Origin of the sequence: Pseudomonas sp. A1230 (assembly GCF_044218825.1) — a bacterium.
GTDB classification, from domain to species: Bacteria; Pseudomonadota; Gammaproteobacteria; order Pseudomonadales; family Pseudomonadaceae; genus Aquipseudomonas; species Aquipseudomonas iridis.
This window is the reverse complement of the sequence record NZ_CP162582.1, coordinates 1,203,540-1,224,140: the sequence shown is the minus strand read 5'-3', so window position 1 is coordinate 1,224,140 and position 20,601 is coordinate 1,203,540. Positions and strand designations below refer to the sequence as shown.

At 56.5% G+C, this 20,601-nt stretch carries 38 protein-coding genes; 22 read left to right on the top strand and 16 right to left on the bottom strand.

Annotated features, from left to right (window positions below):
• Positions 1-14 precede the first annotated feature (14 nt).
• Positions 15-224: a hypothetical protein gene (locus AB4P97_RS05735; protein WP_395602192.1), complete on the top strand. Its 210-nt coding sequence runs from the start codon at positions 15-17 to the stop codon at positions 222-224.
• A 78-nt stretch (positions 225-302) separates the two neighbouring features.
• Here AB4P97_RS05735 and AB4P97_RS05730 read toward each other — a convergent pair whose 3' ends face one another.
• The 5 genes from AB4P97_RS05730 to AB4P97_RS05710 form a co-directional block, all read right to left on the bottom strand.
• Positions 303-485 carry a hypothetical protein gene (locus tag AB4P97_RS05730; RefSeq protein ID WP_047297581.1) on the bottom strand — a complete coding sequence of 61 codons (183 nt, stop codon included), beginning with the start codon at positions 483-485 and terminating at the stop codon, positions 303-305.
• Positions 445-831, bottom strand: coding sequence for a hypothetical protein (locus AB4P97_RS05725; protein WP_395602191.1), 387 nt, complete (start codon positions 829-831; stop codon positions 445-447). Before AB4P97_RS05725 ends, AB4P97_RS05730 begins: the two co-directional genes overlap by 41 nt.
• Positions 828-1,151, bottom strand: coding sequence for a phage holin, lambda family (locus tag AB4P97_RS05720; RefSeq protein WP_122597479.1), 324 nt, complete (start codon positions 1,149-1,151; stop codon positions 828-830). Before AB4P97_RS05720 ends, AB4P97_RS05725 begins: the two co-directional genes overlap by 4 nt.
• A 255-nt stretch (positions 1,152-1,406) precedes the next feature.
• On the bottom strand, positions 1,407-1,751 hold the full coding sequence (locus AB4P97_RS05715; protein ID WP_395602190.1) for a hypothetical protein: 345 nt from the start codon (positions 1,749-1,751) through the stop codon (positions 1,407-1,409).
• Complete coding sequence (locus AB4P97_RS05710; RefSeq protein ID WP_395602910.1) at positions 1,748-1,945, bottom strand: Com family DNA-binding transcriptional regulator; 198 nt, start codon at positions 1,943-1,945, stop codon at positions 1,748-1,750. Before AB4P97_RS05710 ends, AB4P97_RS05715 begins: the two co-directional genes overlap by 4 nt.
• Before the next feature lie 521 nt (positions 1,946-2,466).
• Between AB4P97_RS05710 and AB4P97_RS05705 the strand changes: the two genes are divergently transcribed.
• Positions 2,467-2,694, top strand: coding sequence for a hypothetical protein (locus AB4P97_RS05705; protein ID WP_395602189.1), 228 nt, complete (start codon positions 2,467-2,469; stop codon positions 2,692-2,694).
• A 107-nt stretch (positions 2,695-2,801) separates the two neighbouring features.
• On the opposite strand, the gene AB4P97_RS05700 is transcribed toward AB4P97_RS05705, so the two are convergent.
• From AB4P97_RS05700 to AB4P97_RS05660, 9 genes are all read right to left on the bottom strand, one after another.
• On the bottom strand, positions 2,802-3,497 hold the full coding sequence (locus AB4P97_RS05700) for a hypothetical protein (RefSeq protein WP_395602188.1): 696 nt from the start codon (positions 3,495-3,497) through the stop codon (positions 2,802-2,804).
• A complete protein-coding gene (locus AB4P97_RS05695) occupies positions 3,494-4,093 on the bottom strand; it encodes a recombination protein NinG (RefSeq protein WP_395602187.1) in 600 nt (199 codons plus the stop codon). The genes AB4P97_RS05700 and AB4P97_RS05695 overlap by 4 nt, the downstream gene beginning before the upstream one ends.
• Positions 4,093-4,491, bottom strand: coding sequence for a recombination protein NinB (locus AB4P97_RS05690; RefSeq protein ID WP_076567235.1), 399 nt, complete (start codon positions 4,489-4,491; stop codon positions 4,093-4,095). Before AB4P97_RS05690 ends, AB4P97_RS05695 begins: the two co-directional genes overlap by 1 nt.
• A complete protein-coding gene (locus AB4P97_RS05685) occupies positions 4,488-4,853 on the bottom strand; it encodes a hypothetical protein (protein ID WP_395602186.1) in 366 nt (121 codons plus the stop codon). The genes AB4P97_RS05690 and AB4P97_RS05685 overlap by 4 nt, the downstream gene beginning before the upstream one ends.
• Before the next feature lies 1 nt (position 4,854).
• Positions 4,855-5,661 carry an ATP-binding protein gene (locus tag AB4P97_RS05680; protein WP_395602185.1) on the bottom strand — a complete coding sequence of 269 codons (807 nt, stop codon included), beginning with the start codon at positions 5,659-5,661 and terminating at the stop codon, positions 4,855-4,857.
• On the bottom strand, positions 5,651-6,457 hold the full coding sequence (locus AB4P97_RS05675) for a phage replication protein (RefSeq protein ID WP_395602184.1): 807 nt from the start codon (positions 6,455-6,457) through the stop codon (positions 5,651-5,653). Before AB4P97_RS05675 ends, AB4P97_RS05680 begins: the two co-directional genes overlap by 11 nt.
• The gene (locus tag AB4P97_RS05670; RefSeq protein WP_395602183.1) at positions 6,457-7,128 is read right to left on the bottom strand and encodes a GIY-YIG nuclease family protein; all 672 of its coding nucleotides are present in this window, start codon (positions 7,126-7,128) and stop codon (positions 6,457-6,459) included. Before AB4P97_RS05670 ends, AB4P97_RS05675 begins: the two co-directional genes overlap by 1 nt.
• Positions 7,129-7,442: 314 nt before the next feature.
• Positions 7,443-7,643 carry a hypothetical protein gene (locus tag AB4P97_RS05665; protein WP_039012569.1) on the bottom strand — a complete coding sequence of 67 codons (201 nt, stop codon included), beginning with the start codon at positions 7,641-7,643 and terminating at the stop codon, positions 7,443-7,445.
• 29 nt (positions 7,644-7,672) lie between these two features.
• Positions 7,673-7,867: a Cro/CI family transcriptional regulator gene (locus AB4P97_RS05660; RefSeq protein WP_395593536.1), complete on the bottom strand. Its 195-nt coding sequence runs from the start codon at positions 7,865-7,867 to the stop codon at positions 7,673-7,675.
• A gap of 108 nt (positions 7,868-7,975) precedes the next feature.
• On the opposite strand from AB4P97_RS05660, the gene AB4P97_RS05655 reads away from it, so the two are divergent.
• The 17 genes from AB4P97_RS05655 to AB4P97_RS05575 all read left to right on the top strand — a co-directional run bounded on the left by AB4P97_RS05655 (position 7,976) and on the right by AB4P97_RS05575 (position 16,469).
• Positions 7,976-8,767 (top strand): helix-turn-helix transcriptional regulator, encoded by a 792-nt coding sequence (locus AB4P97_RS05655; RefSeq protein ID WP_395602182.1) that lies wholly within the window; start codon positions 7,976-7,978, stop codon positions 8,765-8,767.
• Between the two features lie 8 nt (positions 8,768-8,775).
• Positions 8,776-9,015, top strand: coding sequence for a hypothetical protein (locus AB4P97_RS05650; RefSeq protein WP_395602181.1), 240 nt, complete (start codon positions 8,776-8,778; stop codon positions 9,013-9,015).
• 51 nt (positions 9,016-9,066) lie between these two features.
• Positions 9,067-9,339 carry a hypothetical protein gene (locus AB4P97_RS05645; protein ID WP_395602180.1) on the top strand — a complete coding sequence of 91 codons (273 nt, stop codon included), beginning with the start codon at positions 9,067-9,069 and terminating at the stop codon, positions 9,337-9,339.
• Positions 9,332-9,889: a hypothetical protein gene (locus tag AB4P97_RS05640; protein ID WP_395602179.1), complete on the top strand. Its 558-nt coding sequence runs from the start codon at positions 9,332-9,334 to the stop codon at positions 9,887-9,889. The genes AB4P97_RS05645 and AB4P97_RS05640 overlap by 8 nt, the downstream gene beginning before the upstream one ends.
• Positions 9,890-9,994: 105 nt before the next feature.
• Positions 9,995-10,321 carry a DUF2388 domain-containing protein gene (locus tag AB4P97_RS05635; protein ID WP_200614775.1) on the top strand — a complete coding sequence of 109 codons (327 nt, stop codon included), beginning with the start codon at positions 9,995-9,997 and terminating at the stop codon, positions 10,319-10,321.
• A gap of 96 nt (positions 10,322-10,417) precedes the next feature.
• A complete protein-coding gene (locus tag AB4P97_RS05630; protein ID WP_395602178.1) occupies positions 10,418-10,714 on the top strand; it encodes a superinfection immunity protein in 297 nt (98 codons plus the stop codon).
• A gap of 483 nt (positions 10,715-11,197) precedes the next feature.
• Positions 11,198-11,389, top strand: a complete 192-nt coding sequence (locus AB4P97_RS05625; protein ID WP_395602177.1) for a hypothetical protein — start codon at positions 11,198-11,200, stop codon at positions 11,387-11,389.
• Between the two features lie 93 nt (positions 11,390-11,482).
• Positions 11,483-11,731, top strand: coding sequence for a hypothetical protein (locus tag AB4P97_RS05620; RefSeq protein WP_395602176.1), 249 nt, complete (start codon positions 11,483-11,485; stop codon positions 11,729-11,731).
• Positions 11,732-12,325: 594 nt separating this feature from the next.
• Positions 12,326-12,562 carry a hypothetical protein gene (locus tag AB4P97_RS05615; RefSeq protein WP_395602175.1) on the top strand — a complete coding sequence of 79 codons (237 nt, stop codon included), beginning with the start codon at positions 12,326-12,328 and terminating at the stop codon, positions 12,560-12,562.
• Positions 12,559-12,810 (top strand): hypothetical protein, encoded by a 252-nt coding sequence (locus AB4P97_RS05610; RefSeq protein ID WP_395602174.1) that lies wholly within the window; start codon positions 12,559-12,561, stop codon positions 12,808-12,810. The genes AB4P97_RS05615 and AB4P97_RS05610 overlap by 4 nt, the downstream gene beginning before the upstream one ends.
• Positions 12,807-13,001 (top strand): hypothetical protein, encoded by a 195-nt coding sequence (locus AB4P97_RS05605; protein WP_060766136.1) that lies wholly within the window; start codon positions 12,807-12,809, stop codon positions 12,999-13,001. The genes AB4P97_RS05610 and AB4P97_RS05605 overlap by 4 nt, the downstream gene beginning before the upstream one ends.
• 452 nt (positions 13,002-13,453) lie before the next feature.
• Entirely contained in the window at positions 13,454-14,356 is a 903-nt protein-coding gene (locus tag AB4P97_RS05600) for a hypothetical protein (protein WP_395602173.1), read from the top strand.
• Positions 14,357-14,367: 11 nt separating this feature from the next.
• Positions 14,368-14,511, top strand: a complete 144-nt coding sequence (locus tag AB4P97_RS05595; RefSeq protein ID WP_395602172.1) for a hypothetical protein — start codon at positions 14,368-14,370, stop codon at positions 14,509-14,511.
• Between the two features lie 11 nt (positions 14,512-14,522).
• Entirely contained in the window at positions 14,523-15,380 is an 858-nt protein-coding gene (locus AB4P97_RS05590) for an ATP-binding protein (RefSeq protein ID WP_395602171.1), read from the top strand.
• Positions 15,377-15,718, top strand: a complete 342-nt coding sequence (locus tag AB4P97_RS05585; protein ID WP_395602170.1) for a hypothetical protein — start codon at positions 15,377-15,379, stop codon at positions 15,716-15,718. Before AB4P97_RS05590 ends, AB4P97_RS05585 begins: the two co-directional genes overlap by 4 nt.
• 1 nt (position 15,719) lies before the next feature.
• On the top strand, positions 15,720-16,076 hold the full coding sequence (locus tag AB4P97_RS05580; protein ID WP_395602169.1) for a hypothetical protein: 357 nt from the start codon (positions 15,720-15,722) through the stop codon (positions 16,074-16,076).
• Between the two features lie 84 nt (positions 16,077-16,160).
• Complete coding sequence (locus AB4P97_RS05575) at positions 16,161-16,469, top strand: hypothetical protein (protein WP_395602168.1); 309 nt, start codon at positions 16,161-16,163, stop codon at positions 16,467-16,469.
• An 85-nt stretch (positions 16,470-16,554) separates the two neighbouring features.
• Here the strand turns inward: AB4P97_RS05575 and AB4P97_RS05570 are convergent, their stop codons facing one another.
• Together AB4P97_RS05570 and AB4P97_RS05565 are read right to left on the bottom strand one after the other, a co-directional pair.
• Complete coding sequence (locus tag AB4P97_RS05570; RefSeq protein ID WP_395602167.1) at positions 16,555-17,313, bottom strand: hypothetical protein; 759 nt, start codon at positions 17,311-17,313, stop codon at positions 16,555-16,557.
• Positions 17,314-17,402: 89 nt separating this feature from the next.
• Positions 17,403-18,065 carry a hypothetical protein gene (locus AB4P97_RS05565; RefSeq protein WP_395602166.1) on the bottom strand — a complete coding sequence of 221 codons (663 nt, stop codon included), beginning with the start codon at positions 18,063-18,065 and terminating at the stop codon, positions 17,403-17,405.
• A 43-nt stretch (positions 18,066-18,108) separates the two neighbouring features.
• Between AB4P97_RS05565 and AB4P97_RS05560 the strand changes: the two genes are divergently transcribed.
• Genes AB4P97_RS05560 through AB4P97_RS05550 form a run of 3 tightly spaced genes read left to right on the top strand, consistent with a single transcriptional unit; the run spans position 18,109 to position 20,585 of the window.
• Positions 18,109-19,776: a DNA cytosine methyltransferase gene (locus tag AB4P97_RS05560; protein WP_395602165.1), complete on the top strand. Its 1,668-nt coding sequence runs from the start codon at positions 18,109-18,111 to the stop codon at positions 19,774-19,776.
• Positions 19,777-19,833: 57 nt separating this feature from the next.
• Positions 19,834-20,409 (top strand): hypothetical protein, encoded by a 576-nt coding sequence (locus tag AB4P97_RS05555; RefSeq protein WP_395602164.1) that lies wholly within the window; start codon positions 19,834-19,836, stop codon positions 20,407-20,409.
• Positions 20,406-20,585, top strand: coding sequence for a hypothetical protein (locus AB4P97_RS05550; RefSeq protein ID WP_395602163.1), 180 nt, complete (start codon positions 20,406-20,408; stop codon positions 20,583-20,585). Before AB4P97_RS05555 ends, AB4P97_RS05550 begins: the two co-directional genes overlap by 4 nt.
• Positions 20,586-20,601 lie beyond the last annotated feature (16 nt).

Genomic DNA, 20,601 nt, shown 5'->3' with positions numbered 1-20,601 from the left:
GCAAGGAAAGCAACATGTCCGAAAACTTCAAAAATCTACGCCGGCATTCCGGGATGAGCGAGGGCTCCGCCGAGGCAAAACGTGAGGCTGCAGTCGCAGCTGCACTTACCCTGATCCAGTCCAAGGTCTCGAACTCTCCCACCAATGGAGCCGCGCTCGATTATGAGATGAGCAGCCTGAGCAAGTATGCCGACCAGATCCAAGAGGCATTGAAAGTGACGTGATTCATCCGTGCCGCACTAACCTGCGGCACATCCTTCGTGTCGCGACACAATTTGCACTCTCGCGAACCGTGTCGCGACCTACTTGCTCTGACTGCGTTTGATCTGCGCGTCCACCTGGTCTGCGCAGGTGTCGAGCAGGTTGATGGCTTGGTTCTTCAGCTCCCACAGCTGGCCGTTGTCGGCGAGGTCTTCATCAGCTACTCGCTCGCATGGCACCAGTTCAGGGGGCTCGACTCTTACCGCCGCTGTCTTTGTTACCACCGCCGGCTTTCCCACGCAGGCCGTCAGGCAGAGGCTGAGCAGCCCAATCACGAACAGGCTTGCTGTTGCGCTTGAGTTCTTCAAAGTTCTTCTCCGCCTTTCTGGCTTTGGCCTGACTGGCCTGTAACCGCTTGTTCAGGTCTTTCTGGTAATCGGCGTTGCGCTGAGCTTCGGCGCGCAGCGTGGTGATCGTGGCCTGGCTTTCGAGGTTGGCGTCCACCGCCTTCTTCTTCTCGCTGGCTTCGAATGCCACCTCCCCGCGAAGGGCGATGACGCGCGACTGCTGAATCCCAACGAGGAGCAGGCCGACCAGGGCGATGATGATTGCAGCAGCGAAGGCCTTCATGCGGCATCCGCCTTGCGACCGAGGAAGCGGGTCACCAGCTCGCGAATGGCTGTCACTCCGAGGAACCCAATAGTCCCTCCGGCAGCAACCGACAGACTGGGCGGCCAGGTCATCCACTCGATCACGCTGGACGCAACAAGGCTCAGCGATCCACAGATCAGCGATTCGAAAAGGATCCGACGCTTACTGGTTTCCTTCGCGTCGTACATCACGCGAAGCAACGATACGGTGATGGCCATGATTGCGCCCTGCCAGAGCGGATTGCTCAACGCCAGCCAGATCTTGGCCCAGGTGTCTGGCTTATCAGGCATGGTAGGCATCCGAGTTGCCTCCCCCATGGGGAGATTGATAAATCCGGCGTCCGCTGCACTCCCAGCTCGGAGCAATGGGTGTGGGGAGCCGAAAACGAAAAAGCCCCAGCAGTTGCCGAGGCAATGGATAAGCTAGGCGTTTATGTCATCACCACTACGCCAGATAACTGCAGCGGTTCAAAACGTAGCGACTCGCCTCATCCGGGAAATCTAGATAGCTTAAATGTGGGAACGGCTGTCAAAGCCCCCCCACACACTCTCAGATCAAGCCAAGACATCCCAGGTCAGCGCAACCGCCGCACTTGGAACACTTGCCGCAACCCACAAACCTTGACCAGCAGGGAGAAACAGCGGGTATGGCAACGCAAGCTGAGAGCCGGTGTTAACAGCCGAGCCCGCGTTTGCGGAGAAAATAATTGGCTTGGATTGGTCGACAATGCTCGAAGGAGCAGAGGTGCCAGTGAAAACCCCCGCCCCGCCATTGGTCGTGCTGATGAGGCAAGTGCTAAGAATCACACCGGAGGTGTTTAGCGCAGGAGCCACAACCTGAACCACATTGCTGCCTGGATTTACTGTTAGGTAATTTTTGCCAACTTTTACTGCGTTCATATTTTTACCTTTTGAGTCAAATGATTGTTCGCGGACGATTCCGCTTTCATGTCGCTCAAAGGCGATCGCTCGAGGCTCGTGGCCTTCTCATGATTCAACGTCCCGCATCGGGAACATTTGATCTGGAGCTCGGTAAACTCACCCACGCGGGCGAGAAGTCTGTTGCATTTTCCGCATCTGCATTCTTTTAACATCTGCAAGTCCATTTGTTTTTCTGCTAGGCTCCGCCCCGCTCGCGCGAGCAGTGAGGGCCTTGGCTGGCTTGCAGGCTCTATCTGCGATCTGGCGTCCTCGTTGGGTGTTACAGCACCCTCCGGGGTCGCCCTCTCTTTTTTCCGCGCCTGAACGTAAAGCCCCGAATCTGTCGGGGCTTTTTTGTTTCTGTCGGGTATAAAAAAACCCCTGCAAATGCAGAGGCCCTGAATAGGTGCGCTCGTCTTTCCGAGCTGTCGGCCAAAGTCCTTCTCAACGTCGACGCCCCTTTGCATCGATCTCGCTGATCCAGTCTCGCGCCACCCTGCAGCATTGTGAGGTCAGGGTGCGCGGGCTGCCGGCGTTGATTCCGTACGTCGCACTATCCGGCTATCGACGTCCAGGCCTTCCCGAGGGCTGCCCTGGCTACAGGTAAATTCGAGGCATAAAAAAACCCACGCGTGGTGGGCTTTAAACTAAATTGGCTTGTTCGATATGGATAACATCTACCGAGGAGAAAACTATGCCTGACACTCGCAATTTCGAAATCAGCTACACCAAAGGCGGCGAGAGAAAGACATTTGTCCATCAGGCCGATCATTTCTATGAAAATGATGAATGGCAGATTGTCGCGCAGCGATTCAGCATTCCGATGAAAGATAAGGCTTGGGGCGACCCAACTCGACAGACTTTTAAGACAATGTGCATTGACTCCGGCTATACCGACGTGAGCTACACAGAAATCCCATAACAAAAAACCCGGCGCTTGGCCGGGTTTCGTTTGTCACTCCGCGATACGCGCAGGAATGACAGGATGTGATTAATTTCGCTCATTCGCTCACTGATGTCAACAGGCAATCACGCAGCTTGTTCAATCAACAAACCTTCGCCTCCGAGAATGTCGGCGGCGTGTGCCAGAGCCTCATTGACCAGGTCGTCGGCAGCCTTTCCGATATCCTGACGCCACCGGCGGCGAGTCGACTCCGGGGTGCCGTCGTTGTCCCAGGTGTTCATATCGTAGAATCTGTCCTTGAGCACGATCATGTCGGCGGATCGGGAGCTGTCACGCTTGACCTTCGCCTGACCGGCCGCTAGCGCCGCCTTCACCACAGCCTCACGGCGCCACTCTGGCGCATCGATCGGGATCTCGACTGGCACGGAGGTCGCCACCTTCGGCCGCGCTCCTTTCAACTGCGGGATAGCCCATGCGGTGCTGGCCTTGAACAGGAACAGCTTCGGCGCCGGCGTGTTGATCTGGGTTTGCAGTGCAGCAATGGCTTGTACCTTGCGCCCCTTGTGCGTGCTGTACTTTGCCACCAGCGCATCCCAGTGCTTTTGCTCAAGCGCGCTGTGCAGGCGGGCAGATACCCAGCAGTCCACTTGGGTGCGGTCGATGGTGTCAGCACCACGGGAGCGGACCAGTGTCGCCAGATCGCCGCCCTCCTCCTCGTCGGCAGAGTTGTACAGCTTCTGCCACGCCTGCTTACTGGTGTTGTCGATGGCCTCGGCCGCGAGGGCCGAGACAACTGCGTTCAGAACACTTGGATAGATCATGCTGCAGCCCTCTTCAGTTCGCGGGTCTTGGCTCGGTATTCGGCCTTGATGGTTTTGATTTCTTCGACGGTGTACTTGCGGGGCTCATGAGGCCCTTCCAGCCATGCCACAGTTTCGGCACCGATGCGCAGCACCAACCGGATGCGGTACTCGACCGCGTTGCCGGACAGGTTGCGGTTGCACTTCACGCACTGGCGGTGAATGTTCAACGGCTCGAAGCGCAGCTCTGGGCAGGCGCCGACGGATCGGTAGTGGCCAGCGTCCCAACGACTACCGGTCATAAGGTCGTTGTCGTTCGGCATAGAGTCGCAGCTGATGCACGGCAAATGCGCATCGCGCAGGCGGACGTATTCGTTCACCGCCGCCTGGGCTTCGCGCAGGTGATCCGCCCTGCTCTTCAGCTTGTCCTTGCGCACCTGGATATCTCGGCGGTCGCGCTGGGCGATGGCCTTGCGGGCTTTCTCGCTGTTCGCCGGCGCGTGAGCCAGCGCGCATTTCGGACTGCACACTACCTGCGTGGTGTTGAACATCGGCGCGAACTTCTCGCCGCAGGCCTTGCAGGTTTTCTGCTTCACATCCTTGAGGGCAGTACGCATCAATACCTTCCCCCCCATTTGTCCTGCTCCGTCCAACGCACGTCATGCTCAGCGCCGAAGGCATGCATCAGCTCGAACAGATCGCTGAACCACTTCTGCGACTGCTTGCGGGTCGATACGGCCATCACGACAAAGCCACCGTCGAGACCAGGCTCCGCGCGCTGCTTCTCCAGCGAGGCACTGAAAAGACACTTCCAGTCTTCACTGGTCAGCTTCTTGCCGTGCCAGATGACTTGCTCGGAAACGTCCTTGAGCATTGCCCACATTTTCCGGTTGCAAACGTCCGGGCGTTTCTCGTCCTTGATGACCACGATCTTGGGTTTGGTGAAGTCGGTTGCATGCAGGACGCCCATCAGACGGCTGATGTCGCGCTGACTGCGGATTGGGAACTCGTTCATGGCTCCTCCCGCTCGATCATGGATCGCAGGTCGCGATCGAGGTCATGCACGGGCACCCAGTCGTGGCCAATGTTCATTTGCACAGCCACAAAGTCATTGCTCGGCTGATCGCACTTCTTGCGCAGCCAGGTGTAGAGAACGTGGGTTTCGGTCATGGACTGCTTGTCATCGTCCAATTGATCGCAACGAAGGCGCAGTGCTTCGTTCTCGCCCAACAGTTCCAGCGCCATCTCCTCCACGGTCTTCTCCCCAAGGAATTCCTGCAACGCCTCGGTGTTGCGTTTCCAGTCTGCGCAGTCAGCACGGAATGACGCGGCTTCGGCCCACAGCAGCTTCTGGAGTTTTTGTTTGTCGATGGTCATGTCAGAAACCCTCCTTTCCGCGCTGAGATTCCCACTCGAACGGAACAACGATCATTCCGCCCTCGCGCAGGCGATCGACGCAGCGGTCACCCATGGCGGCTGGCAACTGGCTTGCTTCGAGGTTGGAGATGACCACCGTGGGGCGCTCCTGCTCGTACCGGCCATTGATGATTGCGAACAGGGTCGTCAGCTCGAAGTCGCTCGGCTGCTCCTTGCTCACACCGACTTCGTCCAGCACCAGCAGATCGGGATCGATCAGGCTCGACAGAATCTCGGCCTCGCTGCGTTCGCTGTGCTTGTCGTACGTGGAGCGGATCGCCTGCAGGATTGCGCCGACAGTGCGGTACACGGCCGTGCGCGACGTGTTGTGCAGCAGCTCGTTGGCCATGCCGGCGCCGAGGTGCGTTTTCCCGGTACCGGGTTTGCCGATCAGCACCATGCAGCGACCCGTTTTCAGGATCTCGTCAAAGATCTGCACGTAGTGCTGGCAGAACCGAAGGGCTTTGCGCTGTCCTTCGTTCTCGGCCTGGTAGTTGCCCAGGGTGCGAGTGGTGAAGCGTTTCGGGATCAGCGCATCGCCCAGCTTGCGAGCGAGGGACATACGCAGTTCCATCGCCTTGTTGGCTTGCTCAGCGGCTTCGGACTTCTCTCGGGCGATACGGCTGCACTCAGGGCAATTGCTTCTGAGCTCCCGGCCTAGCACGGCATACACCTTCTGCTCATAGGCGCCGTGGATTTCGCACTCGGCAGGCTGGATGCGGGTTCCCGGCGGCAGTTCCGGAGTGGTTTGAACTGGCTCAGAGCGCATAGCTGCCATCCTCCCGCTGCTTCAATCCGGAGGTGTAATCGCGATCAGCGAAGCCGGTGTGACGGGATTGCGGGAACGGGTGCACGTTGCTGGCTACTTTCACCTCGTCTTCCCAGCGCTTGCCGTTAAGCCATGTCGCCGGGTGGGGAATGAACTGCCCGCCGTCCTTCACCCATGCCTCGCAAACCACTTGCGCAGCCAGGCCTTCGGCAATTTGACCGAACAGGTCAGCAGTGACCTTGAGCTTCTTCCAGGCTTTCTCAGCTGCGGCCTTACCCTTCTTGTTCGGGTAAAGCTTCCAGAACTTCGGGAAAAGGTCGTCGCTCGGCGAAGTCGGCAATGCCGAAGGCGTTGACGCGTTGAGGGAATCAGCAGTCAGGGATCCGGAATCAGGAATCAGAGAATCAGCCGGAGCGCTGCCGATAATGGCAGAAGTACTTCCGCCAAAATCGGTAGTGATACAACCCTCTGACGCAGAAGGGATAACTGACTCCGGCTCATTACGATGCGGGTTCTGATGTTTGTCGAAGTTCTCAACTTGGATGTATCGCTTCGGTCCGACTGAGTACCGAACGATGAAGCCTTCGGAAGCAAGGAACCTCAAAAGCCCCTCGACATCCAGCCCGTCGCGGTAAGGGAAAAGCTCTCCCTTGATTCGCATAGGGCGATCTTCCAGGCGGCCAGCCTTATCAGCGAGCAGCCACAACCCTTCGAACAGGAGCGTTGCCATTGGATCAGCGACGCCAAGGATCTCGTTTTTAAACAGGGCAGGCTTGATGTTGCGAGCACGGGCCATTACGCAGCCTCCTGTGTCTTCGCGAAATCACTGATAACGCCGCCTACATCCTCAAACCATTCGCCGTGACGACGAAGGTCGGCGAATCGCTTATGGAGCTCCTGCTCAACATCGGCGGGAATTACCGCCAGCGTGGCAAGAATGGCTCCAGCACCAGTCTGCAAGGACTTGATCCGCCCCCGAACATCGTTGGTGCGTCCGATTTTGATCATGTTCGTCGTTGGATGGCGCACGATGTAGGTGCTGGTCGAGGAGTTTTTATTCTCCAAAAATGACTTATTGCATTGAATGTAAAATGGGATGAGGGTTACTTCGGCGTAGAACAGCGCGCTGCAGTGAGATCGCATGACCTCGGCGATGTATGGGTAGTTTTCAAAGAGCGGGATGATTGCCCGTAGCTTGTCCCGACCAGATTCGATTTCGTCCAACGCAGCTCGGGCCTGATCGCGGTCCATATGATCAAGATCCCCCAAGTCAATCGATCCAACTTTCTGACTGGCAAGCCCCATGAACTTAAATGCCCATTCGTAGGCCAGGGTCATGGGTGCGAGGCCCTCTTGTATTGCGTGAATTTCTTCCGCGATAACATCTTTCCGCGACACGTTTTCACCGTTGCCAAATTGTGTCGCGACACTGGCCGGGGTATTGATCGTTTGGATTGATTGGTGCATGATTTGCTCCACAAGCGTTTTAAGAGAGCCGGGTCACTACCCCGGCTTTTTTTCGTCCCGAATTTGGCAGAGGCCCTCTGGATTACCCCGAAGAGTCCCTGCCAGAGGCCCTCATTGGGGTCACCAGTTGAAGGACTGGCGCCTTCTTCCTCCCAACCTCAGAAAGCGCCCCGCTCGCGATGGCGGTTTCCATTACTTCGTTGATTGCACGGCTGAAGGTCCAGCCGTTTGCGCGCATCAATTCCTCCACTCGCTTTCGAGTCGGTGGAGGAAGCCTTTCAAGCTCTACGGTCATTTGGCCCTCCAAAGGGGCTTCAGCCCGCGATATCTTCTTGTTTGTCCTGCATGAGTTCCTCGATCACGCCATTGGCCACTGCCCACTCGATGATTTCGTAGAGGTAGGTGGCGTGCTGCATACGGGTTTTGGTCGCGGCCTTACGCAGAATCCGATCAAGCACTGGTTCAAAACGAACCTTCACCGGGATGGCGCGCTTTTGATTGGGGTCCATGTACATGCTTCGATGCTCCTGGCTGTTGAAATTGGTTATGCGGCGGATTTCTGGGACGGGAACGGACGCTGCTCTTGTGCCGACAACCTGCCGTCGTCTTCGAGGGTCACGTACACATCACGGCCTACGCGGATCGCCTTGCTGAGGGCGCCCTGCGTACAGCCGAGCAGCTGCGCGGCCTTTGTATGGCCGTGTTCTTTGGCAAATTCGGTGAGTGGGATTCGGCGCATTGCGGCGTCCTCTGCGTAGATTTCACCACAAGTATGACCGCCGGTATTGTTAACAGTCAATACCGGCGATATTGGTTAAGTAAATACCGTGGGTAATAACATCACTCCATGAAAAAAGACTCCCGACGGCTTCCGTTATCTGACTGGCAGCTGCAAGACAGCGCTCGTCTGAAATCCCTCTTCCAGGCAAAGCGCGGGGAGCTGAAGCTCACCCAAGAAAAACTCGCCGCAGAACTGGGCGATGGCGTGACGCAAGGCGCTGTGAGCCACTTTATGAATGGGCGCACAGCCTTGAGCGTTAACGCTGCTGTGGTTTTTGCGAAAGCGCTGCAGGTCCCTGTGTCGGATATCAGTCCAACACTTGCCGCTCAGATCGAGAAGATGGCGGCTTCGCTCCCAGATATGCGCCCCTCTCATCGAGAAACAGACGACATTCGCGTGCCGGCGAGGAGCTTCGATCTCCGAAATGAGCCGGCCTACACAGGCGTATTGCAGCTCACCGCACGCGGTTCGACCGGTGAAGGCGACGACAACCCTCACGTAGAGATTCGTGGCGTCATGGCGTTCAAGTCGTCTTGGCTGCGGGCGAACAACCTGAACCAGCGACACCTGGACGTCATTTACGCGAACGGCCACAGCATGGAGCCGACCATCAACGATGGAGACGTGCTGCTGGTGGATGAGTCGAAGATCGAGCCGAAGGACGGCCAGATCTTCGCGATGCAGAGCTCTACCAAAGGCACGATCGTGAAGCGCCTGGTGAAGTCAGATATCGAAGGCTGGATCATCCGTAGCGATAACTCTGACAAGGCTCGTTACGGCGACGAGATCCTGCGAGACGGCGAGATAAACGAAGTACGGATCATCGGGCGCGTCGTGTGGCGCGGCGGGATGCTTTAGGAGCTCATATGACCCTCACCAATCCTAACCAAGAACTGAAGCGCGACCTTCAAGGCACCGGCTCAGACCTCAAGTGGTCAGCGGTCGAGCTGATGCGCATTGCCGAGCGACTGAGCCTGGCCGGCAATGAGGCGGATGCCCAGGCAGTGATCAGGATCTGCGTAGTAATGCAGGCAGGGGAAGATCGGCTGGTAGGTTATGCGGATGAGGTGAAGGCGGGACAGATAAATCGAAGCAAGCCCGATTAGGCGTCGGGATGCTGTAGCGATTAATGTTTAGGCGTATCAAAAGGGATTGTGATGAAAATATTGTTCAAGGATGCCATCAGATTTTTGGTAGCCAAAACAGATAAGGCTAAATGCCCCTGCTGCGGGTCTGAAAAATGGATCGTCCCTTTCGCGGATGGTGAAGATGAGGTGGTCTTTCTTATGCCGCTCGGGGCAACCTTTGGGTCTGAGCCAGCATACAATCTGCAATTGGAGTGCGACAACTGCGGCTTCATAAGGGAGCACAGAGCAAAATTCATTGCAGACTGGATTGATAAGAATCCGAGCCAAGAAAAAAATGGATAATTATAGCGGCAGGCTTTTCGGCGAAGCTCATCTGCCCCAGACAAGGTATGTCAAGGATGACAGGGCTACACCCGATAGTCATACTGGGCCAATGAACGACATAACACGCGAAGAGCTAGCGACAACTTTATCTGCCATTGAAGAGCGGATGGATAAGCGCATCGACAGGATGGAGTACGATGCGGAAAAGCGAGTGCTTGACTACAAGAGTGAGCTTGCACTTCGCGATGAGCAGGTCCGGCGAGAGGTTGATCTGCGTCAAGAATCCTTCCGCTTTGAGCAGGCAGCAAGAGATGCGGCGCTATCAGAAAAATTTTCTGGATTTCTCGCTGCTCAAGCTGAACGAGATAAAGCTTGGGAAAAAATATCTGAAGCCAGATTCGAGCGTATCGAAAAGGATGTGAGCAGTATAAAAACGGACACCAAAAAGGTTTCCGATGATGTCAACGGTATAAAGGTCACCATGGCCAAGTACCTTGGCGCTGCAGTCGTAATTGGTGCCCTTGCATCGGCAGCGCTTGGCGCTGCCGCAAAGCACCTACTGGGATGATGCAATCTCTACAAGAAGCCCGGCCCAGCGCCGGGCTTCTTGTTTCTGGCAAGCGCCCTGCTCTGCTATGGTGGCGCCCTCGGATCGCAATGGAAGCATCGAAGAGTGGACACACTGAAGATCCTGGCGGCCGCCATGCTGTTGTCAGTTAGCACTCAGGCCGTATCAGGTGATGGGGCCAACCCTATCGCTGCCGCGATATTTCTCACAATCTCCGCGCCAACCATTTTAATTGGAGCGACCACATCCCTCACGACTGAGCCGCCTGAGATTTTCAAGTCGGCCAAGACCGACGCTCTGGCGTTCATTGGTTCGGACGGCGATATCCGTGGTGCGGAGTTTGAGCAGGCCTCCAGGTACTACCGCTCGGCCTACCCTGCACCGCTGATGTCAGACATGCAGCTCGCGCAGGCGATCGCGACTACCTTCTGAGCGCCGCGTGGCAGTCAACCTGAAAGCGCCAGCTATCCAAAGTACCTGTTGCGTGGTATCAAATAGCTACCAACGAGCTTTCATGAGGAAAATGAGATGGGGGTCTTGGGATTGGCGTTGCTAGCGCCTACCTGCTTAGTCAGCTACTTCATCAGTAGTGGAAATAACGGGGTCGCCATTGCGGCCAATATCACCTTCTACGTCAGCGCGATACTCATTTACCTGTTCCCCTCAATATGTGTTGCCTTATCTGAGTCAAGTCAGCCGCGAAAGCTTTTCCTAATCAATCTGTTCCTTGGGTGGACATTGATCGGCTGGTGCTGGGCTTACTACTTGGCCTTATCTGTTCCGAATGACCAGGACGCTGAAGAGGAGCTCCAACGCCAGCCATAACCCAGATCGAAAGATCGCAGCCCCAGCCTTTCTCGTATAGCCCGCCACTGAGCGGGTTTTTTCATGACTTTTAAAAAATACATGACCGGCGGTATTGACCACATACAATACCGGAGGTATTGTTCCCCCATCGCAGCGACACACAGCCACTGCGAAGGGCCTCAAGAGACCCGCCGCTCTTTCACAATTTGGAATCTTCGCGGATCGATCCCCGGAAACGGGCATAGCGCGAAACACAAACTTCGATCTCCATGCAGGCTCTGGAACCTGCCGGACTCCCCTAATGGGAGGACGCCAAACCATGCAAGCCAGCCGGCGAATAACACCGAACACGAAATGTGTGACGCCGGCCAGGTGGGGAAACCGAGGCGCCGAGCATGGGGCGGAATGAACTACCGAGGATTTCTCGGTGGTTCAAAAACAGATTTCACTGGCTGGCCTTGGCGACAGGGCCAGACGGGAAATCAACCGGAGGAATTCATCATGGCTATTCGTAACGACAAAGGTCAATTCGCCAGCACTCACGCGGCAATGATCGCCGACCTCGAAGGCTTCATCGCTGACTGGAAGCACTGGGCGATTCAAGCGCTGCGCAAAGGCGATCGTGCTGATGCTCTGCGCTGCAAGTCTGAAATGGATAGCTGCCGTCAAAAGCTGAACGCGCTGGCAGCATGACCGCATATTTCTGATGCCGCTCCGATCAGGCGGCATTGGAAATCAACGGAGGGCAAGACGACGTGCAATTGCAGACAGGAAACAGAAGCTCGCTTGCTTGAGCATCTGCCAGCTCAACTCCCGGAAGGTCACAAGAATTTGAGCGCTCGCCTCACCGGGTACGCGCTGATGTTCGGCGATGGGAGGATGCAGTCACGCCAAGTGATGCCGATCGATATCACCTATCAAGCCCCTACGAAAGCCGGCGTGATGAAGGACAAGAAGAAGTCGATGAGCATGCAGGCCAACTACTGCATGTTTTGCGGAGAAAAGTACGACAGGGACGAGCCGGAAGCAGCCTGAACAACCAGCGCCACGACAGCCTGTCGTTAACTGCCCGATCCTCTCTATGAGAGCGCATCGGGGTGTGATCGGAGCGTGCCCAAGTGGGCTGCAGCGCTAGGATCGCAAAGACCCGTGAAATGTCCTGAGCCGGTATAAGCGAGACGGCCAATACTACAAACGCGGCGGGAACCAAGTGGGGGTAGCGCCCCGGTGTTCCGATCATACCCCGATGCGGACGAAACTGCGGCCTATAACCGCCCACCTGCATCAAATCCCAGAATCGGTTGTTATCGAGCGCTGGCGAACTGAACACGGCCGTGGAACTCGGCGCCGGAGACGTGACCGGCAAGCAGATGCGGCGTTGAAAGCTGGGTTGAACGCTTCGGCGGCCCTAGAGAAACGCAGGTTAATAGGCGCCAGATAATGCTGGTTGCTCCTCCGAGCGGTCGTCCCGAAAGGGTCCGCTCTCGCCGGATTCGCGCCCGGCCATCTGCACCCACTCTCCCCCGACCAATCCCGAATGCACTCCCCTCCGCGCCCAACGGCAACCAGCGGAGCGGATGAGTGCATCCGAGTTTTGTTGGATCAACACCCGCCACCACGGAGGCGATCATGGCAACCAGCTATGCAGACAGTGCGCAGGCCCGAGAGTGGGACAGGCGCTACGACGACTGGGGGCGCCCGAAAGCGCCGATGGTTGAAGACTTCCATGACTATGAAGCTGCTGAGCAGCAACGCACGCACCGTCAAGCGCTGATGGCAGCTCAGGAACTCGTAGACCGTAAAGCGCGGGCAAAGCGTGTCTCGGCAGCAGTGGTCGCTTACGGTGAATTCTGGGGGTTGAAATGAGCGCTCAGCAGGTCCCAGTGACCGCCGGCCATACCGTTGCAGGCAATCACGATCTGGCCGTTGGGATGCTCGAAGGCTACATCAAAAGCATGTCCGACCCCGATTGCAGTGCAGTGGCCGTCCGGTCCTCAGCTAACACCGCTCTGATGATTTTCCGCGCGCTAAGCATTATCAGCGCGACAGAGGACGCTGATTACAGCGAACGACTGAACCATGCATACGAATTCCGAAAAGGGAGAGCCGCATGACAACGCCACCGGTAAAAACGCTGGTCGATGAACAGCTCGACGACATAGAGCGCCGCATCGCCATCCTCGGCTTCGGTCTCCCGTTCAACGAGGTGATAGGCCGCAAGCGCGAGGATCTGGTCGACAACCTCCCGCAGCGCCTGTCGGTGACCATGAAAGGCGGACGTATCGCTGTGAGGGCTCGGCCATGAAGCTGGCCTACTGGATCCTCGCCTCCGTCCTCGTTGCCGGGATGGCCGCTTACACGACAGCACGCGATTCGTCTGGTGTCTGCGAAGTGCCGCACTCAACCACCTACCGGGTTTTCCGGTGACCAGCCTTCAGCGAGCACGCCGCCTGTTGATTCGGCGCGGCTCGTTCTCCGCCATCGGCGTTTACACCTTCTTGATGCTGCTCAGCGCTCTCGCCGAACGCATCACCCAATAAGCGAAGCATTCAATCGCTGCGCACGTCGCGGCAAGGATATTCCGTGAGCGCATCTACCGAACTGGCACAAGTGCCGCCAAAAGAAACCGCATTGTCCGTGTACAGCACGGCGAACGGTCTTGACCCATGGCTGAGCCAGATCCGCACCGAAGTCGACAAATTCCTTTCGGTGCTGCCAGACCTCGCCACTGACAAGGGACGCAAGGCATTCGCTTCGATGGCACATAAGGTCGCCAAGTCCAAAACGGCGCTCGATGCTGTAGGCAAAGAGTTGTCAGCCCAACAGAAGGAAGTCCCGAAACGTATCGACGCCGAGCGCAAGCGCGTTTGGGACACCCTGGAGTTGTGGCAGAAGGAAATCCGCAAGCCATTGGATGACTGGGAGGAAGCAGAAGAGAGAAGGATTGCATCTATCAAAGACGACATCGCCAAGATTACGGCGCTCGCGGTAGATCTTGACGGCATCACCGCCGAAGACCTTTCGGAACGAATCGCCCGTATCGACGCGGTAGCGATCGCCGACAAGTGGGCAGAGTTCCAGGTTGATGCAGCACTGGCCAAAGAGTCGGCACTGAACACGCTGCGCAATGCTCTGACAGCCCGCCAAAAATACGAAGCAGATCAGGCCGAACTGGCGCAGCGTCGCGCTGACGACGAAGCCCGGGCGCAGCGTGAGCGCGACGAACAGATCCGCAAGGAAGCGGCAGAGAAGGCACAAAAGGAGGCTGACGAGACTGCCCGACGCGAGCGGGAGCAGGCTGAGCAGCGAGAGTTGCAGTTGAAACAGCAGGCCGAGGATGCCGGGCGTCGCGAGAAGCAGGCCAAGGCTGATAAAGAGGCAGCAGAACAACGCGCAGAGCAGGAAAAAAGAGATTCGGCTGCCCGTGCTGAGCAGGCTGCTGAGGATGCTCGGAAAGAAGAGCAAGCGCGCCAGAAGGCGGCAGCCGACGAGATCATTCGCCAGCAGAACCTGCGCGAAGCTGACAAGGCTCACAAGAGCCGGATCATGTGCGCCGCGAAGGAAACGATCATCTCCATGAATGTCTCCGAGGAGTTGGCGAAGGCCATCGTCCTCAAGATCGCGCGAGGCGAAGTGCCGAACGTGACGATCAACTTCTGAGGAATACCCCTGTGAGCACGCCACGCTTGGCCGCCCAGTTCGACTGGATGAAGGTCGGCGCATTCTCGCCCGAGCAGTTCAGCGGCGAGCAGCGCAAAGAGTATGAAGACGAAGCCCGCCGCATCGAACAGCAGTGGGACAACCAACCGAACTGAGGAAACTCACGATGTTCAAGAAAGCCGAACGTAAGCAAGCGAGGCTACGGCTCGCTCTTGCTGGCCCTTCTGGTTCAGGTAAAACTCTTTCCGCCCTTCTGCTGGCCACCGGCCTTGGCGGACGCATCGCAGTAATTGACACAGAGCACGACAGCGCATCGTTGTATGCCGACGATGCTGAGTTCGATGTGCTGAGTCTCGCTGCGCCTTACTCGCCGGAACGTTACATCGAGGCGATCAAGTCGGCCGAGGCTGGCGGGTATTCGGTGCTAATCATCGACAGCTACTCCCATGAATGGATCGGCGCCGGCGGATGCCTCGAAATCAACGACTTGATCGCCAAGCAGAAATACAAGGGCAACACCTGGTCGGCATGGAACGAAACAACGCCGCGCCATCGCAAGCTGGTCGACACGATCTTGACCAGCCCCCTGCACATCATCTGCACTATGCGAAGCAAGACTGAGACGGTTCAGGGTGAGGGCAAGAAGATCATAAAACTCGGCATGAAGTCCGAGCAGCGTGACGGCTCCGACTACGAGTTCACTGTCGTTCTGGATCTTGTCCATGACGGAAACGTGGCCGTCGCGACAAAAGATCGGACACGGATTTTTGATCAGCCAGAAGTAATCAGTGCCGACACTGGCCGACGGCTAATCGCGTGGCTGAACGATGGACGGAAGCAAGAAGAGCACGGCCTCGAAGCAATCAATGAGGCCATCTCAAAGATCCCTCTCTCTGAAACGATGCAGGAACTGCAGAGTATTTATTCGGCGGCATATCGCATCGCAGAGAGCATGCCTGAGCCATTGGCGCGACTCAATGCGGCTAAGGATAAGCGAAAATCTGAGCTGATGGTGGCCGCATGAGATGGGACGCCCACAAAGCCGCAGAGCCGGCCATCGCCCAAGCCCTTCACAAGTTCGCTGACGCGGGGATCTTCGCTGCCTCGAAGGCGCTGCACCGCTCCACTCGCTCACTCAACCGGATCGCCAGCGAGCACGGCATTGAGTTCACGACCTGCACCGCCAGGACGATGGAAGCTCGTCGCCAAAAAAGGGCCTCAATGGTCACTCAGATAAAGGCTTTGGCCGGCACGCGATCTCAAGCTGAGATCTGCGCGGCGCTTGGGATTACGCGGGCTGTTCTTCGTGAGCTCGCCGAGATCTACGAAATCAACATCAACAGTCGCTCGAAAGGTGCCTGATATGGAACAAGCATTCATTGAAGCCGCAAAGCGGCAAAGTGGACTGGAGGCGGCGAAAGCTGCCTTCTTTGCATCTGGAGGTACGGCGCAGCAAATCCCTACCGGGGTCGGAAAGGACAGTCCAGGCATCGCAACGGTAGTCAAAACGCCTTACGGCTACAGGAACATCGAAGCGCAGAGGGCCAAGCGAGGCCGAATGATCACTCAAGAGGAGCGAGACAAGATCGCCGGCGAGCTTATGAGCTGCAAGGCAGCCGGAATGACGCGCAACAAAGCCTGCAAGCATATGGGTATCAGCACGACACTCGCCCGGAAGATCGTCGCGGACTACTCGCTCGATTACCCGACGAAACCCTGATGCACAGATTCACCATTCGCACCCAACAACGCAAACGACAAACCTGGCTGGACTTGCCGGCCAGCGGAATTGAAGAGGTAGGCCATGGCCAAGAGCAATGCGCAATTGCAGAAGGACAAACGCGCCAAGGAGAAGGCGTTGCTCGAGCGGATAGGCGCCGAGAAGCGCTCGCTGATAGTTTCAAAAGCGCTTGATGATGCCCTGCTGATCCTCGGCGAGCGCCACGGCTTCGAGGAATGGCAGGAGACGGTGTCGACGCTCCTGATCAATCTGGCCGCCGCGACCAATGAAGAGTCCGCCCGCTTCGCCAGCATGTCGCGACCTGAAATTGTCGTATCTGAAAAGTGGTCGCGACAGCTTGAAGAGTTCGCCAAGAATGGCGTTGAAGCATAATTCACTCTAAAGTTCGATCACCTTTGTTGGTCTTAGCCATTTCCCAAAAGCGACATAGGACAAACAACTTAAGCGCGAAGATTTATTAAAGCATTTTCTCTGCCTCTTTCAAAATCTTCTCACACTGTTCATCTATTGCCTCAAAAGCCGTCAGAATATTCCAGCCATTTTGTACCGCCAAATAAACTTTAAAATATACTTCTATATCGCACTCAACATTAATAGCTTCAATTTCAGTATGCACCCTAAACACTTCTACGCCCGGCTCCAGAACATCCGGCAAATTCATAACTTCTACTTTGACGTTAAATTTAGAAAGATTGTTAAGCGCAGATTCATTTGCCATACCCATCAGTGGATTCAAGGTCCTGTGCTTGTCATGGTTAGATATTTCTCGCAACGCTTCAAGCGCTGAATACTCCCCATTTCCGGCGTTGAATGGTTGATATTTTTTTATGTATTCAACATCGGGAGCAAACACATAATCAAAATATCTCCTACCCCAATCGTCCTCTCTAGACAAAAGAGGGAACTGCACTTTAGGAGCTTCTCGGTCAGTTGGATCACGGCCAAGTTTTTTTTTGGCGAACTGCCACCAAAGGTAATCCAAAGCTGATCTGTAGTTATGAATTGCATCACCCAGCACTAGCGGCAATACAATTGAATCCACAGGCAACTGCTTAATAACTACGGAAATATATCCGCCTTCGAAATTTGGTATCTTCAGGGTTGGTATATCTAATAAATCACCATCAATATAGCCATAGAAATTATTGTATATTTCTGATAGGTGAAACCGCGCTCGCTCAATCTTCGCCCAAGAATCTTTTGTAGATAAATCCATATTCCGCTCCTTGATCCAGATCGTGCCCGACCGAACACAAATACCCCACTTCTACGAATCACGCCAGCCGGTAGTCCTAACGCAGGATGTCAACTTGGTATTAGGCGTTCGCGTAGATGATTTTCGACACACTGAAGTGCCCGGACCATCTCGACCCAATAGACGTCATCGGGACTATCCAAGTCATAGAGAACATTCCGCCTCTGCCCTAGAAGCTCTTGGCGGGAGAGTGATCCTTGTACAGTTTTCTCAGGTTTTATAGACACCAAGTAGAGCCGAACATAGATCACAAACTCTCGTTCAAGCTTGAAAACTTTCTCCATGAGACCTTTCAGATCAGGCCCCCAAATAGCCTCAGCCTCAAGCATGGTGGCCTGCAACGGATTTCGAGCTTGGTCCATTGCTGTCAGTCGTCGACGGTAGGCACGCTCATTGAATGCATAACTGGCTTGCTTTGGGTCATCTGATACAACCTCTCCCTCAAAAGGCACGCCTTCAAAAGAAAAAATCGCAGGCGATCTCGCTCTCTGAATTTCATCTCGAAGTTTGTAGAGCTCGATGAGCAATCGCCGCGCAAGGTCGTGATCGGCAGATCCTCTGAGTTGACGCCTCCACGTATGAAGCCCTTGTTGACCGAAGTAATAAGCTACCCCCACAGCGGCACCGCTAATTATTGTTCCGATGATCGAAAAAACATCTTTCGTCAGCGACCAGTCTGCGTCAGTCAACGCTAAGCAAATAGACAATCCCACGCCCCCTATTCCAGTGGCAAAACTATAGCCTCGAGGATCCCCAATGGAAATCGAATACGGATCGGTCTGCTCAGGCATCGAGGCGGCAACGCTTGCGTGGAAGCCGCTCGGCATGCGTGCGACCTGGTTCGCCGAGATCGAAGCGTTTCCCAGCGCGGTGCTCGCTCACCACTACCCGAACACGCCGAACCTCGGCGACATGACCAAACTCGGCGCCCTGGTGCTGGCCGGCAAGATCGCCGCGCCCGACGTCCTCGTCGGCGGAACACCGTGCCAAGCCTTCAGCGTGGCCGGGATGCGCGAAGGCCTCACAGACCCGCGCGGCGCCCTCACCATCAAATACGTGGAGCTCGCAGATGCAGTTGACTATGTTCGAGCAGGCCAGCGAAAGCCGCCCTGCGTCATCGTCTGGGAAAACGTCCCAGGTGTCCTCAGCGACAAAGGCAACGCCTTCGGATGCTTTCTTGGCGCGCGTGCTGGGGAAGACTGCGAACTGCAGCCTTCAGGGAAAAGGTGGCCAGACGCTGGTTGTGTGTATGGACCCAAAAGAACAATCGCGTGGCGGATCCTGGACGCCCAATATTTCGGCCTGGCCCAACGACGCCGCCGTGTGTTCGTTGTCGCAAGTGCTCGAGACGGATTCGATCCCACCGAGGTACTTTTTGAGCGAGAAGGCATGCGCCGGGATACTGCGCCGCGCCGAGGCGAGGGGCAAGACGTTACCGGATCAGCTCCTTTCGGCCCTGCGCTCCAGTGCGGATGCGGAGAAGTGTTCGGCGAAGAGCTCGGACCGTACGGCTGCATGAACTGCGAGGGTGATGAAGGCCCCGCGGTGAGCATGTTCGGGGGAATACCGGCCTTCGGTGCCGGGAACAGCTCAGGATCAGTTGAGCGATCAAGCACCCTCACCCACCACGGTGGTCGGCAGGACTTTGAAAGCGAGACATTCTTTGTCGCGCCTACGCTGGCCGGTGGTGGGCGCAAGTCCGGAGGGTATTCGCTCGACGATATTCCGATCACCGCGCCAGCACTTCGCGCTCAGTCTCAGAGTAGCCACCGCGCCGACTCAGAAGCGTTTATCGTGGCTGGCACCCTCAACGCCAACGGCAAGGCGGCCGGCAGCGCCACACAGCAAGACGCCGAGGCTGGTTTGCTGGTAGTGCATGGCACGCAGGATCCAGGCGTGAGTGACTCAACAGCCTTCGCCCTCGGTCGGAACAACGGACAGGAAAACGCAGTTCTTGCTTTCTCCTGCAAGGATCACGGTGCGGACGCTGGCGAGATTGCGCCAACACTGAGAGCCATGAACCACTCAGGCAGCCATGCCAACGGCGGTGGTCAGGTAGCGATTGTTGCTGCGGTTTCGCCAACGCTCAGATCCGGGAATATGCGCAACAACAGCAACCCGGTGACTGAGGCAGAAATGCTGGTGGGTGGTTCGAAGGTTCGGCGCCTGATTCCCCGCGAGTGCGAACGCCTTCAAGGGATGCCTGACGACTACACCCTGATCCCTTGGGACGGGTGGCGAAAGCTGGATGCCGACGAGACTCCGGAGCAGTGCATCGACGACGGCATGGATGTGCGCCAGGCGAAGAAAAGCAAAGCTTGGTACGTCCGAGACGCTGACGGCCCGCGCTATAAGGCAATCGGCAACAGCAAGGCGGTCACCGTCGTTCGCTGGATCGGCCGGCGAATCCTCAAACAACTCTGAACCCACCCTCCACCGCCCGGGCATGCCCCGGCATAGGACACAAGCATGTGCGAAGTAATGCGTTATGACTTGGACAGAGACACTGACGAAGCATGCGCAGACATGGTGCCGGCCGATAGTGGGCAGTACGTGGAGTCGACCGACTTCGACCGTGTCACCGACGAGCGTGACGCCCTGCAGAAGCGCCTGAACGCAGCGGATCAGCGGATTGATGAGCTGGAGCAAGACAAGGCGCGGCTGGACGCGCTGGATTCTAATTGCTGGGACGTCCGCTTCAACAGCAGCCCCAACGGCGATGCCGGCGACAGCAGCATCAACATCGAGGTCGTCGGCCATTGGATGGATAAGCCGTTCGAGCGCGTCATCGGCGAGAACTACAGCGAAAACCTTCGCGCTGCCATTGACCAGGCGATGGCAGCACCAGCTTATCCGCCTGCTCGCCCTGAATATCCAGAACCAGAATCCATAAAGGATGATGACTGGCATATGAACCCGTGCAATCAAGGTCACCGCGATGTAGGTGCATCAGGAGGTGTGGCGGCGTGCAACCAGTGCGGAGAGAAGATCGAAGCAGCCACGACGCAGGAAGCCTTCGAGCGCTGGAACGCGAGCCACCCGGTACCGCAGGCATGAAGCGCTTCATCCGCCGCAAGTTCGAAGCCTGGCTGATCCTGCTGGCAGCGAAGATTCTCATCGGCCGCAACGTTCAACGCGCCCCTGTCGTTTCCCGCCGTGACAACAACGACATGTGGTACATGGCCGAAAAGCTGGAAGACATCGCCGAGCGCATCAGCACCAAATACCAGTAACCCCCTCCCCCTAAAA

What these genes read in the sequence shown, in the direction of transcription:
- AB4P97_RS05735 (WP_395602192.1), top strand. Translation starts at nt 15, where the DNA reads ATGTCCGAAAACTTCAAAAATCTACGCCGGCATTCCGGGATGAGCGAG.
- AB4P97_RS05725 (WP_395602191.1), bottom strand. Translation starts at nt 831, where the DNA reads ATGAAGGCCTTCGCTGCTGCAATCATCATCGCCCTGGTCGGCCTGCTC.
- AB4P97_RS05720 (WP_122597479.1), bottom strand. Translation starts at nt 1,151, where the DNA reads ATGCCTACCATGCCTGATAAGCCAGACACCTGGGCCAAGATCTGGCTG.
- AB4P97_RS05715 (WP_395602190.1), bottom strand. Translation starts at nt 1,751, where the DNA reads ATGAACGCAGTAAAAGTTGGCAAAAATTACCTAACAGTAAATCCAGGC.
- AB4P97_RS05710 (WP_395602910.1), bottom strand. Translation starts at nt 1,945, where the DNA reads ATGTTAAAAGAATGCAGATGCGGAAAATGCAACAGACTTCTCGCCCGC.
- AB4P97_RS05705 (WP_395602189.1), top strand. Translation starts at nt 2,467, where the DNA reads ATGCCTGACACTCGCAATTTCGAAATCAGCTACACCAAAGGCGGCGAG.
- AB4P97_RS05700 (WP_395602188.1), bottom strand. Translation starts at nt 3,497, where the DNA reads ATGATCTATCCAAGTGTTCTGAACGCAGTTGTCTCGGCCCTCGCGGCC.
- AB4P97_RS05695 (WP_395602187.1), bottom strand. Translation starts at nt 4,093, where the DNA reads ATGCGTACTGCCCTCAAGGATGTGAAGCAGAAAACCTGCAAGGCCTGC.
- AB4P97_RS05690 (WP_076567235.1), bottom strand. Translation starts at nt 4,491, where the DNA reads ATGAACGAGTTCCCAATCCGCAGTCAGCGCGACATCAGCCGTCTGATG.
- AB4P97_RS05685 (WP_395602186.1), bottom strand. Translation starts at nt 4,853, where the DNA reads ATGACCATCGACAAACAAAAACTCCAGAAGCTGCTGTGGGCCGAAGCC.
- AB4P97_RS05680 (WP_395602185.1), bottom strand. Translation starts at nt 5,661, where the DNA reads ATGCGCTCTGAGCCAGTTCAAACCACTCCGGAACTGCCGCCGGGAACC.
- AB4P97_RS05675 (WP_395602184.1), bottom strand. Translation starts at nt 6,457, where the DNA reads ATGGCCCGTGCTCGCAACATCAAGCCTGCCCTGTTTAAAAACGAGATC.
- AB4P97_RS05670 (WP_395602183.1), bottom strand. Translation starts at nt 7,128, where the DNA reads ATGCACCAATCAATCCAAACGATCAATACCCCGGCCAGTGTCGCGACA.
- AB4P97_RS05665 (WP_039012569.1), bottom strand. Translation starts at nt 7,643, where the DNA reads ATGTACATGGACCCCAATCAAAAGCGCGCCATCCCGGTGAAGGTTCGT.
- AB4P97_RS05660 (WP_395593536.1), bottom strand. Translation starts at nt 7,867, where the DNA reads ATGCGCCGAATCCCACTCACCGAATTTGCCAAAGAACACGGCCATACA.
- AB4P97_RS05655 (WP_395602182.1), top strand. Translation starts at nt 7,976, where the DNA reads ATGAAAAAAGACTCCCGACGGCTTCCGTTATCTGACTGGCAGCTGCAA.
- AB4P97_RS05650 (WP_395602181.1), top strand. Translation starts at nt 8,776, where the DNA reads ATGACCCTCACCAATCCTAACCAAGAACTGAAGCGCGACCTTCAAGGC.
- AB4P97_RS05645 (WP_395602180.1), top strand. Translation starts at nt 9,067, where the DNA reads ATGAAAATATTGTTCAAGGATGCCATCAGATTTTTGGTAGCCAAAACA.
- AB4P97_RS05640 (WP_395602179.1), top strand. Translation starts at nt 9,332, where the DNA reads ATGGATAATTATAGCGGCAGGCTTTTCGGCGAAGCTCATCTGCCCCAG.
- AB4P97_RS05630 (WP_395602178.1), top strand. Translation starts at nt 10,418, where the DNA reads ATGGGGGTCTTGGGATTGGCGTTGCTAGCGCCTACCTGCTTAGTCAGC.
- AB4P97_RS05625 (WP_395602177.1), top strand. Translation starts at nt 11,198, where the DNA reads ATGGCTATTCGTAACGACAAAGGTCAATTCGCCAGCACTCACGCGGCA.
- AB4P97_RS05615 (WP_395602175.1), top strand. Translation starts at nt 12,326, where the DNA reads ATGGCAACCAGCTATGCAGACAGTGCGCAGGCCCGAGAGTGGGACAGG.
- AB4P97_RS05610 (WP_395602174.1), top strand. Translation starts at nt 12,559, where the DNA reads ATGAGCGCTCAGCAGGTCCCAGTGACCGCCGGCCATACCGTTGCAGGC.
- AB4P97_RS05605 (WP_060766136.1), top strand. Translation starts at nt 12,807, where the DNA reads ATGACAACGCCACCGGTAAAAACGCTGGTCGATGAACAGCTCGACGAC.
- AB4P97_RS05600 (WP_395602173.1), top strand. Translation starts at nt 13,454, where the DNA reads ATGGCACATAAGGTCGCCAAGTCCAAAACGGCGCTCGATGCTGTAGGC.
- AB4P97_RS05590 (WP_395602171.1), top strand. Translation starts at nt 14,523, where the DNA reads ATGTTCAAGAAAGCCGAACGTAAGCAAGCGAGGCTACGGCTCGCTCTT.
- AB4P97_RS05585 (WP_395602170.1), top strand. Translation starts at nt 15,377, where the DNA reads ATGAGATGGGACGCCCACAAAGCCGCAGAGCCGGCCATCGCCCAAGCC.
- AB4P97_RS05580 (WP_395602169.1), top strand. Translation starts at nt 15,720, where the DNA reads ATGGAACAAGCATTCATTGAAGCCGCAAAGCGGCAAAGTGGACTGGAG.
- AB4P97_RS05575 (WP_395602168.1), top strand. Translation starts at nt 16,161, where the DNA reads ATGGCCAAGAGCAATGCGCAATTGCAGAAGGACAAACGCGCCAAGGAG.
- AB4P97_RS05570 (WP_395602167.1), bottom strand. Translation starts at nt 17,313, where the DNA reads ATGGATTTATCTACAAAAGATTCTTGGGCGAAGATTGAGCGAGCGCGG.
- AB4P97_RS05560 (WP_395602165.1), top strand. Translation starts at nt 18,109, where the DNA reads ATGGAAATCGAATACGGATCGGTCTGCTCAGGCATCGAGGCGGCAACG.
- AB4P97_RS05555 (WP_395602164.1), top strand. Translation starts at nt 19,834, where the DNA reads ATGCGTTATGACTTGGACAGAGACACTGACGAAGCATGCGCAGACATG.
- AB4P97_RS05550 (WP_395602163.1), top strand. Translation starts at nt 20,406, where the DNA reads ATGAAGCGCTTCATCCGCCGCAAGTTCGAAGCCTGGCTGATCCTGCTG.